Source organism: Bradyrhizobium sp. 61, assembly GCF_023073075.1.
GTDB lineage: Bacteria > Pseudomonadota > Alphaproteobacteria > Rhizobiales > Xanthobacteraceae > Bradyrhizobium > Bradyrhizobium barranii.
In genome coordinates this window covers 157,570-167,461 of sequence record NZ_JADPIU010000111.1, presented here as the reverse complement: position 1 = coordinate 167,461, position 9,892 = coordinate 157,570, and the positions used below count along the sequence as shown (strand labels likewise).

The following is a 9,892-nucleotide window of genomic DNA, read 5'->3' as shown; positions in this document are numbered from 1 at the left end:
ACGATCAGCAAGCCGCCTGACCTTCACCCAACGCCATCACATATAGCTCGCCGTGCCCGCGCGCACGCGACAATCAGGCGGCCTTCGTCGTAGGCGTACTTTGCTGCCGGTAAACCGAGCGGAGTGTCTCACATGACCGGCTCGCGCCGAACGTACCACCTCTTCCTTTCCTGCAAGTTCCGGCCCCAGCGTCAGATCTGCCCGTCTGACGTCAAGCTCTATTTGTCGCTTAAGTCTATTTCGGCGTTGGCATCGGTACGGCGCTCGCAGGCCGGTACCGTTCGCCGCTAACCATCAGTTTCCAAGCAATCCGCGCCAGCTTGTTTGCCAACGCTATCGCCACCAGCTTCGGCGGCTTGCGCGCGATCATGTCTCTCAGCCAAGGCCAAGGGCGACTCCCACGTCGTCGCATATCCGCGATCACTGCCGTCGCCCCAGCTACCAAGACGGTTCGCAACATTCCGTCGCCGGCGCGTGTAATCACGCCGAGCCTGTTCTTGCCGGCCGTCGAGTGATTTTTTGGGGTCAGGCCGAGCCACGCGGCAAAGTTTCTTGCCGACTTGAATCCGCGCGCATCCACGACCTTGATTGACAGCAGCGTCGCGCCGATCGGACCAACTCCTGGAATGGTCGCAAGTCTTCGGCTCATCTCGCTGCTTCGATGGAGTTGCATGAGCTTCTTGTCAAGCGTAACGATCTGATCATCGACACGCGCCATTTCTGCGGCCAACGCCTCTATCAACTCCATCGCCAAGTCCGGGACTGTCGCATCAGCCTTAAGATCGATCAGCAATTGCGGAAGCCTTGCAAGCCCCTTGGGCGCGGTGAAGCCGAACTCTGCGGCGTAGCCGCGGATCGAATTGGCGAGCTGGGTGCGCCTGCCAATGAACTGGTTGCGCACACGAGTCAGCATCTGTGCGCCCTGCTGCTCGGGACTTTTGATTGGCACAAAGTTCTTCTGCAATTTCGGTCGACTCGCGGCTTCGCAAATCGCCTCGGCGTCCGCCGCATCGGATTTCCCACGCTGCACGTACGGTTTGACATATTGCGGCGGAATCATCGCCACCTCATGCCCCAGCGAACGCAGCTCCCTCGCCCAATAGTGCGATGCTCCGCAAGCCTCCATCGCGACAAGCGTAGGCGGCAAACGGCCGAAGAACGCCAGAACCTGGCCCCGTCTCAACTTGCGTCGCAAGACCGGCTGCTCCATCCCGTCAACGCCGTGCAGCTGAAATACGCTCTTTGACGTGTCCAAACCGATACGAACAATCGTCTCCACGGGCGGCTCCTTCGTTTGAGGTCGTCGACGACCCCATTCTGCCACGCAGACCGGCGGAAGGGGGCCGTCCACCCCAACACGAGAGCCCGGCCCGCAAGGGCGGCGTCCAATCATAACAACAGATGCTGGACCTTTTGTTTCAGGACCGGGTCATCGACACAAACGGCCCACTCCAGCATCGTCTGTCGAACGGTTGTCGCCAACACGCCATGCTGTGCCAGCCGATCGAGTACCAGAGGCCGATCACCTTCGACACGCGCCAAGGCAATATCAGCGAGGAGCCGGATATCGTAGCCGAGCCTGACACCCTCGAGCGCAGCAACGAAGACCTCTTCCTCGAGCCATGCTCCGCCTAGGAAGACAATGCCGCGCCCCGCCGCCACAAGAGGCTCGGTGGATCGTGAATCGCGCCAAAAGGAAAGACCATCAATATCGACCACGGAGATCGAGCCGGCCAGTTCTTGAGGGATCCTAGCAGGATCATATTCGCCAATCGCGCTCGTGCCCACCTCGAAGATTTGCCGACAGGCTGGTAGTAAGGAAAGACTAGCCCGTCGGCGCGCGGCGACCTCGGACAAAACATCAGCCTGTTCGCCGCGCGCCAGATTAATCAGAACAATTCTGCTATGCCGTGGGTCTGCCAGCATTCGTCAAACTACGTTGCAAGATTTTGGTATCCGCCGGGTCCCAGCGACGACATCTCTTAGGCAACGGCGCGCGCCGGCAGCGGCGCGGCAAGAACAGGTCCCGAGACCTCCGCGAGCCGGTACATCGTGGTCAAGGCCTCATCAGAGGCGTGCAAATAGCCCGCCAATGCCATCGTCTCCCCGATACGTTTCGGAGTGCCGATCCGCTCGAGAGCCCAACCGGCTCGTCGCAGAATGCGCTCCATCCGAACATCGGTGACAGTTACGATGGTATCGGCCCGGGCCGACCGCATTCGTTCGATCATCGCCGCGAACAGCACGAAGGTCGCGCGGCTCAGACCATTTGTGGCAAGCTCGGTGGCGAGCTTGGTGTCGATGCAAAAGCGCGAGCTCTCCAGGATGGAGTCGCTTCGCGGCATCGCTTGTCCGTCGAGCAAGCTGGAGAACGTATCGGCAAGCATGGTCGGCCCCGTGGTCGGAAGGAACCTGACACATCCAACAACCTCTCCCTCATTCGAGGTCACAATCAGATAGGTCGGATTCAAGGCGTCGTAGACGTCAAGCTCAAGGTCGCCCGATACTGACACGGACCAATCCAGGCGGTCCTTGAAGACGCGCCGGCGCAATCGATACATCGCGGTCAGCAAATCGAGATGTTGGCCGAATTGGTGATTACCAAGTGCGATTGCCTGCATGATTGCGGCCTCCCTGTTGAATGGAAAGCCACAGAAACAAAAACCCGCGAAGCGCGCGCCTGTCGATACCTACAGGTTGCATTCCTACAGACGGAAGAGAGAGGTTGTGTCAGCAAGTTAGAATAAGCCCCCGCAGCTTGTGCGCAAGCTCAAGCCAATCACAGCTCAGGGAATTGATATTTGTGATTTCCAGACGCGTCGCGCCGGCTTAGGGTAACAATCCGCGACGCATAGCCTCGGCCACTGCATGTGCAATCGATGATGCATCAAGCTTGCGGCGAGCGTTTGCGAGGTGGAACGTGACCGTTCTCGGGCTGATCCCAATGAGGATGGCAATGTCAGCCATAGTCTTGCCCCGCGCGGCCCAGCTCAGACACTGACGCTCGCGTTGGCTCAGCACCGTTTGGTCGCCGGGCGAAACCGGTTTATCAGAGCGCCGCGTCGAGACATGCGTGTGGAAATACAAGCCGACAAGCTGGAGAACGTCCCTGGACTCGGCCATGAACCGTTCCCCGACAGGTTCTGCCTGATCCGTCGCCAGCGTGAAGGCCGCTGACTGTCCGAAGCCGGCCCGGATCGGTATAGTAATTCCAGATTTTATTCCAAATGTCATCGCCTCCTCAAAGAAGCGGCGCTGCTCACGCGTCCCCGCCGGCGCCGAGCCACCACGGCCCCAACCGAAAAGTCCGTGTTCGCGACTTGCTCTTCGCACCACGGGGTCGAGCTCCTGATACCGAAGGTCAAAATATCGGCTCGTCCATGACTTCGGATATGACGATATCAGCTTCGGCTGATTGGTCGTGATGCGCAGATAGGCAAACCATCTGAAGCCGAGACGCTGAGCCACGCGCGTTCCGACCCTTTCGAAGCCGATTTCATCATCGACGATCTGAAGGGCATCGATAAATTCCTGAAACGACCTGTTGATCGAGCTCATGTTCAGCTTGCTCTTAGCGCGTGAAACGCCGTCAGCCAGTTCTCAAGGTAGTGAATGACCAAGGAACCGGGCACAAAGTCGCCAAGTTCGTCCCTATCGCCACTGCTTCTCCTCATTGATCCATAGCGAACCGGGCAATGTCCCCGGCCTTATGAAGGCATCCACGATATTGGCCAACACGCGCGAACAGGCAAGAGCGCCGGGCGGCAATTGCTTCATTCGTCTCGGCGCTATCGCGACATCGTCTCTGACAAGGGTGCAGCCGCGATGGCAACTCGGAGCGATTGCGGCCGAGAGAGCCAAGGTCAGTGCGCATCATCATTCGACGCACCGGACTCAGCGCGTTGCGCCCTGTTTGAGGACGATTTCAACAGTGCGTGAGCCGTTGCCAGGGCCTCGGCGTCCGACGCGGCGACCAACATCGGATATCCCCAAAACTTCTCGGAAACGATCTGGAATGCTTTCATACCGAGGCGCTTTGCCTTCGATGGCTCGACAAAGATCATGGCTTTCACGAGAGCGCGCAACCGTGGCTTATGGTTCTTTGACCACAGAGCCAATCTTTTGCGCTCCTCCTGGTCGTGCTTATGTTGCACGGTGTGGGCATCCCCCTGCCCTATGATGACGAAAGGCGCCCCACGATCGAGGAGCGTTTCGAACGCTGCAAAAGCCTCGTCGTCCGTTTGGCCGGGCCCTTCGTCGTAGGTCAATCTTACGATCGGAAAAGAGACCACATTCATCAGCATCGAACACTCCTGCTGGTGCGGCCAACGCAGCAGGCCGTTCAACTTGCGCGGGCACCACGAAGGACGATAGTCGGGCTTAGCTTCCAGCTCATTCGTCTGGGTCGCCAAAACGTTGTCCAAAACGGACAAGTTGAAGGCGCATACAGCTTTTTGGATCGATTCTTCGCCGCTGGCCGAATTGAGTAATGGACTGGCCGGATTGCGCGATGCGCTCCGCCACTGGCCTGCTGTAGCCATTGTCCAAGTCACAATCAGTCCTAATTGTCGGAAATACGAATGGCAGCCGGTCCTCGTCAAACAAGCTCTCCCGAGCGAGGATCGGCAGCTTGGGAGAAGCTGTACTCTTCCTTTTCCTTGCCTCGCCCTATTGTCCACATTCGCGCCCAGCGTCTGAACGATAACCAGTTGCGCGACTTGCTCCATCGCAATCATGGAGATGCCGTTCGATGGATAAGGGCTGCGGCACAGGCCGGCATGGCGCCGGCCCAGGTTGTCTGGGGACAGTTGCTGTTGAATGGAAAGGGCATTGGCCGCGCCCCCAAGGCGGCCTTCGCCTGGTTCGAGCGGGCCGCCGCATCCGGCGATCCGGACGGACGGAACATGGTTGGCCGCTGCTACGAGCAGGGCTGGGGCGTCGAGCCCGATTCGCAGCTCGCCATGGAATCGTTCGCGCTAGCGGCGAAAGCTGGCCACGTTTGGGCACAAGTCAATTTGGCACAAATGCTGATGCGCGGCGGCAATCCAGCAGACCGGCCGCGAAGTTTCGTACTATTCCGAGCGGCCGCTGAAGGCGGCACATCAAGGGCGAATGTGAAGGCGATGAATTCGCTCGCCCGCTTCCTCGAAGAAGGCTGGGTTGGTCCAGCCGATCGAAAGACCGCCATGTGTTGGTACGCCCGTGCGGCAAGTCTCGGCGATCACTGGGCCCAGTACAACCTTGCAATGATCCTTCACGGTCAGGGCGTTATCGCCGAGGCCGATCTCTGGCTGCAACGCGCCGTTGCCGGGAGCGACAACGGCTTCCGCCGGCGCATCGCGCCGCTTTTGCTGGCACGAAGCGAGCCCGCCTTGCGGCGAAATGGCATCGAGGCGCTCAAGCGCATTGCGGATGCCGGAAACCCAGAGGACGTCTCCGCATATGCAACCGCGCTCTATCGGGAGACGGCGCACTTTCCCGGCATCGACCAAGCCAGAAGGCCATTCGAGACATCCGCAGCAAAGAGGCAACCGGATTCGACAATGCGCGCTCATGCCCCGATCAGCGGTCGGCTTCTCCGTTACCTCGCTGCCAAGTTCGAAATCATTTCGGGCCGCCTTGCGAGGCGGGCTGGTTCAACGTCGTTATTCTCAAAGGAGGCTTTGTGACCGTCATCGAAACCTTGCGACCTGCTCTTTCCGGCCTTGGTGCCGCAGCGAGCCTTGCCAATGGCTTTCTGTTTGTTGCCGCGGCTAAGGCGGAGGGCCAAACGGGCGAGCCTTCAACGGCACCCACCAGCGGTGCCACAGCACTTCCGGCAATCGAGGTAGAAGCACCCCGCGAAACTACCAGGACGCGGCACCGGGCGACCACCAACGCAGGATCAGGCCCCGCTCCGCGGCCGGTCCGAAATACCAGCGCAGCGAAGCCGACGGAGCAGCAGAAGCAGGCGTCGACGCAAACAAGCTCCTCGGCGAATTCGCTGCAACGCGGCACCGGGCTCAATCGTCTCCCCGATTCCCTGCAAAGCACACCGCAGACCATCACGGTCATACCGCAATTGGTGATCGAGCAGCAGCACGCTGCCACAATAAACCAGGTCCTGCAGTATGTGCCCGGCATTACGGTCGCGACGGGTGAAGGCAATGGCGGCATCAACGGTGACCAGTTTCGAATCCGCGGTTTTGATGCTTCCGGCGATGTGTATGTCGACGGCCTGCGCGACTTCGGTTCGTATGTGCGTGACAGCTTCGCAACCGAAAATGTCCTTGTGTTGAAAGGCCCCTCGTCACAGAGCTTCGGCAACGGCACAACCGGCGGCGTCATCGAGATCGACAGCAAGAAAGCGCATCTCGGCAACCAGTCCTCGTTTGAGGCAACAGCTGGATCGGGCCCCTATGGACGCGGTGTTCTCGACGTCAATCGTCAACTTAATGACACCGTCGCGTTGAGGATCATCGCCATGGGCCATGGTCAGGATGTCGTGGATCGTGACCACGTCTATTCGGATCGCGGTGGTTTCCTCGGCTCGCTTGGGCTCGGTCTGGGCACCGATCAGTCACTGATCTTGAACTATTTGCATCAGGATAGTGTACAGCGCCCCGATTTTGGCGTTCCGATCGTCAACACGCGAGGCGTGATTGGAAAGCCTGTCACGGAATACGGCGTCCCTCGATCGAATTATTTCGGGCGTGAGAGCGATCGCGATCGAGCAAGCGCTGACGTGGGCACCATGCTCTACAAGGGCGAGTTTGGCGATTGGCTGACGATCACAAACGACAGCCGTTTCGGATACTACACGCGCGACCTCAAGTTCACGCCCACGATGTGTACGTCTCCCGGGTTCTTCACGCCGAGCAATTGCGCAACTGATGTGCTCGCGGGCAATCTGGCCACGCCCTACACGATCTGGTCTGTCGGCGGTACACACCAGGTTAGCCATGGCGGGGAGAACGTCACCACGGCGACCATGCGTTTCGACACTGGTCCCTTTCGTCACCGAATGGTGGTAGGGATCGATGCCTATTCCCAACATGCGGCGACAAGCTTCTACCTCCCTTCTGGTACTGAGCCGGCAGGGACGCTGCTCAATCCGATCTTCCAGAACTCGCCCGGCTTCGCTTTGGTGATGTCGCCCAATAGTCGGCTTTCAGCCACGAGCTGGGACATTGGCCCGTTCCTCAGCGATCGGATGTGGCTGACGCCCACTTTGTCCGTGTTGGCAGGCGTTCGCTGGGACCATTACCAGGTCCAGGGCGATATCGGTGGAACGGCTCTTTCGACGACCACGCAATTCGCCAGTCCAAAGGCTTCCCTGATCTATGAACCGACACCGCAGCAGAGCTACTATTTTAGTTATGCGCGTTCCTTCACGCCGCCAGGCAACAACATCACGTCCTTGAGCTCTTCGCTCGGCCTAACCCAGGCGCCTAGTGCGTCGAATCTCAAACCGGAATCCGACACGACATTCGAGATTGGCGCAAAATGGAGCCTCTTCGAGGGTCATCTCGGAGCGACCGCCGCACTGTTTCGAGTGGAGAAGAACAATACCTCGTACACCGACCAGGCGTCGGGAATACAAACCACGACCGACGACAAGGTCCAGGTTCAAGGGGTTGAGCTCGGACTTACCGGCAAGCTCTCTGCCGGCTGGGATGTGCAAGCGTCCTATTCCTACATGGACAGCAAGATCATCGCGTCTTCAATCAGCGCGTTCACTCCAGTTTCTGCTGCCGGAAACAAAGTTCCTTTCGTGTCCGAACATGGCCTTGCAGTCTGGACCACCTACGACATCGCGCCGCTCCTGGCGGGAGTTTCCGGTCACATGCTTGTCGGCGGGGGGATCAATTACAGGTCGGACTACTACGTCAACAATCTCAACTCCATGCAGATTCCGGCTGCCACGACCGTCGATGCAATGCTGTCGTACGATCCCAATGACCGTCATCATGTCGAGCTCAAGGCTTCAAATCTCACTAACAAGCTGACCTACAGCTCGGCTTTCGGAAACGGCTACGCAACACCTGTTGCAGGCCGCACCATCACTCTTACTGCCGCAATCAAATTCTGAACCAAGATGCTGATCGAAATCAAAGAACTTCTCTCTTTAGAAGAAGTCAGGTCTGTGCGCGGCCTAGTCGAAGCCGCAGAGTGGATCGACGGCCGACTAACGGCAGGCGAAATCGCTGCGCGCGCCAAGCGCAACCTCCAGCTTTCTGAAGGCGGCCCGGAGGCACGCCAGGCTGGCGACATCATCCTTCGCGCACTTGGCCGCAACGCCTTGTTCAATACTGCCGCCCTGCCGCTACGCGTTCTCCCTCCCCTGTTCAATCGGTACGACGTGGGGATGCGCTTTGATCCTCATGTTGATGGGGCCGTTCGTTCCGTTCCTGAGATCGGCATCCGCATGCGCGCCGACCTGTCTTCGACGCTCTTCCTTACGCCACCTGAGGACTATGATGGTGGCGAGTTGGTCGTTGAGGACAGCTATGGTGTCCACACGATAAAATTGCCGGCGGGAAGCATGGTTCTTTATCCGGCGGGCAGCCTGCACAGAGTGAACGAGATCACCCGGGGGGCCCGCTGGTCATCCTTCTTCTGGACGCAGTCGATGATCAAGGATGAGGTGCTTCGCACCCTTCTTTACGACCTTGATAGAGGTATCATCGACGTCCGGAGATCTCTCCATGCCGATACTGAAGGGGTACTCGCGCTGACCGGCGTCTATCACAACCTTCTCAGGAGGTTCGCTGAGCTGTAAAGGCCAACGTTGAACCGGAATGGAGCTATGAAGAAGGCTCCATCCCATACAGCTATCTTCGCCTGGCAAATCTGCAAGGCAAACTCCTTTCACTTCCAAAAGGGACTAAAGACGATGACTCTTGTGATGAATGAGCCGGGCCGGCAAGAGGTCGCGTTGCTCTGGTTGACAACCGGCCTTGGCAGCACGGTTTATGGGGCGATCCAATCCTTTACCTTTGTAAATCGACAGATCGATGGCTTGGCTCCGGCGCCCGCATTCGATGCAGCCGCTCTTTGGTTTTTTGCTATCCTTAGCTCGCTGTGGATTGTGGTCAGTCTGTTCGCCCTCGTCGGGCGGCGTCGGGTAACGAAGTGGGGTTCGTTCATTCTCGGAGGCTTCCTGGTGGCTATCAGCACGGCGGGTGGAGTGTTCGATGGGATACGTGACGGCCTCCATATTGCGGCCACGGTCTTGCTCGCCGTCACCCTCCCCGGCTTCTTTGCGATCCGCGCCTCCTGGCGGCTGCTGCGCCTTCCGGGGCACGCCGAACGGCGTCCTAACGGCGTCAGTTCCTGAAGGGGAGACAAAGCGCTTTGTCGTAACCTGCGGATCGAAATGACCTTACAATCATTCAAAACATCCCAGGATCGAGGTGGTTTCCGGCAACATGATTAGCTACTGAACGCAGATTGGCGAAATCGGAAAGAGGCAAACGCGTATCAGTGACCAAATAGGACCTGAGCCCCTTCGTCTCCACGCGTTTGGTCACGTGTGGTTTTTACCGCCTGCTGACGCCGCGATCGCCAAATTCCTCGCCGGCCAATCAAGAAAACAGGACCATGCCAAACAGCGCGATGATTTATCCAGCTCTCGATCCCGAGATCGACCGAGTGCCTCGCGCCGTGGCGGCACGAAGCGGCACGACGTCGAAGCATTGGAGCTATGGTCGACACCAACACCGCAAAGCGCAGCTACTTTATTCTCAACGGGGTATTCTGTGCTGCGAGACGGCCAACACTGTCTGGCTCGTCCCGCCGGAATGTGCGCTATGGATACCTGGGCAATTGGCACACTCCGCTCACGGAGCGGGCGTCGTTGAGTGCCATTGCCTCTATATCGAGCCGAGTGTCATTCACGAGCTTCCCACGT

The 9,892-nt window shown here is 58.7% G+C and carries 9 protein-coding genes and 1 pseudogene; 5 read left to right on the top strand and 5 right to left on the bottom strand.

The window, feature by feature from the left end; all coding sequences use genetic code 11:
- Window positions 1-235: 235 nt before the first annotated feature.
- The 5 genes from IVB46_RS42630 to IVB46_RS42610 form a co-directional block, all read right to left on the bottom strand.
- The gene (locus IVB46_RS42630) at window positions 236-1,279 is read right to left on the bottom strand and encodes an IS110 family transposase (protein ID WP_085404917.1); all 1,044 of its coding nucleotides are present in this window, start codon (window positions 1,277-1,279) and stop codon (window positions 236-238) included.
- Window positions 1,280-1,389: 110 nt separating this feature from the next.
- Window positions 1,390-1,926, bottom strand: coding sequence for a hypothetical protein (locus IVB46_RS42625; RefSeq protein ID WP_247345958.1), 537 nt, complete (start codon window positions 1,924-1,926; stop codon window positions 1,390-1,392).
- 56 nt (window positions 1,927-1,982) lie between these two features.
- Complete coding sequence (locus IVB46_RS42620) at window positions 1,983-2,621, bottom strand: acyl-homoserine-lactone synthase (RefSeq protein WP_247345955.1); 639 nt, start codon at window positions 2,619-2,621, stop codon at window positions 1,983-1,985.
- Window positions 2,622-2,829: 208 nt separating this feature from the next.
- A complete protein-coding gene (locus tag IVB46_RS42615) occupies window positions 2,830-3,558 on the bottom strand; it encodes an autoinducer binding domain-containing protein (RefSeq protein ID WP_247345952.1) in 729 nt (242 codons plus the stop codon).
- A 305-nt stretch (window positions 3,559-3,863) separates the two neighbouring features.
- Complete coding sequence (locus IVB46_RS42610; protein WP_247345949.1) at window positions 3,864-4,541, bottom strand: hypothetical protein; 678 nt, start codon at window positions 4,539-4,541, stop codon at window positions 3,864-3,866.
- A gap of 39 nt (window positions 4,542-4,580) precedes the next feature.
- On the opposite strand from IVB46_RS42610, the gene IVB46_RS42605 reads away from it, so the two are divergent.
- The 5 genes and pseudogenes from IVB46_RS42605 to IVB46_RS45180 all read left to right on the top strand — a co-directional run.
- Window positions 4,581-5,669: a tetratricopeptide repeat protein gene (locus IVB46_RS42605; RefSeq protein WP_247345945.1), complete on the top strand. Its 1,089-nt coding sequence runs from the start codon at window positions 4,581-4,583 to the stop codon at window positions 5,667-5,669.
- Window positions 5,666-8,071 carry a TonB-dependent siderophore receptor gene (locus IVB46_RS42600; RefSeq protein ID WP_247345942.1) on the top strand — a complete coding sequence of 802 codons (2,406 nt, stop codon included), beginning with the start codon at window positions 5,666-5,668 and terminating at the stop codon, window positions 8,069-8,071. The genes IVB46_RS42605 and IVB46_RS42600 overlap by 4 nt, the downstream gene beginning before the upstream one ends.
- 6 nt (window positions 8,072-8,077) lie before the next feature.
- The gene (locus IVB46_RS42595; RefSeq protein ID WP_247345939.1) at window positions 8,078-8,761 is read left to right on the top strand and encodes a Fe2+-dependent dioxygenase; all 684 of its coding nucleotides are present in this window, start codon (window positions 8,078-8,080) and stop codon (window positions 8,759-8,761) included.
- Between the two features lie 27 nt (window positions 8,762-8,788).
- Complete coding sequence (locus IVB46_RS42590) at window positions 8,789-9,319, top strand: hypothetical protein (protein WP_247345936.1); 531 nt, start codon at window positions 8,789-8,791, stop codon at window positions 9,317-9,319.
- Between the two features lie 263 nt (window positions 9,320-9,582).
- Window positions 9,583-9,876: pseudogene (locus tag IVB46_RS45180) on the top strand (AraC family ligand binding domain-containing protein); the annotation flags it as partial.
- Window positions 9,877-9,892: the final 16 nt, after the last annotated feature.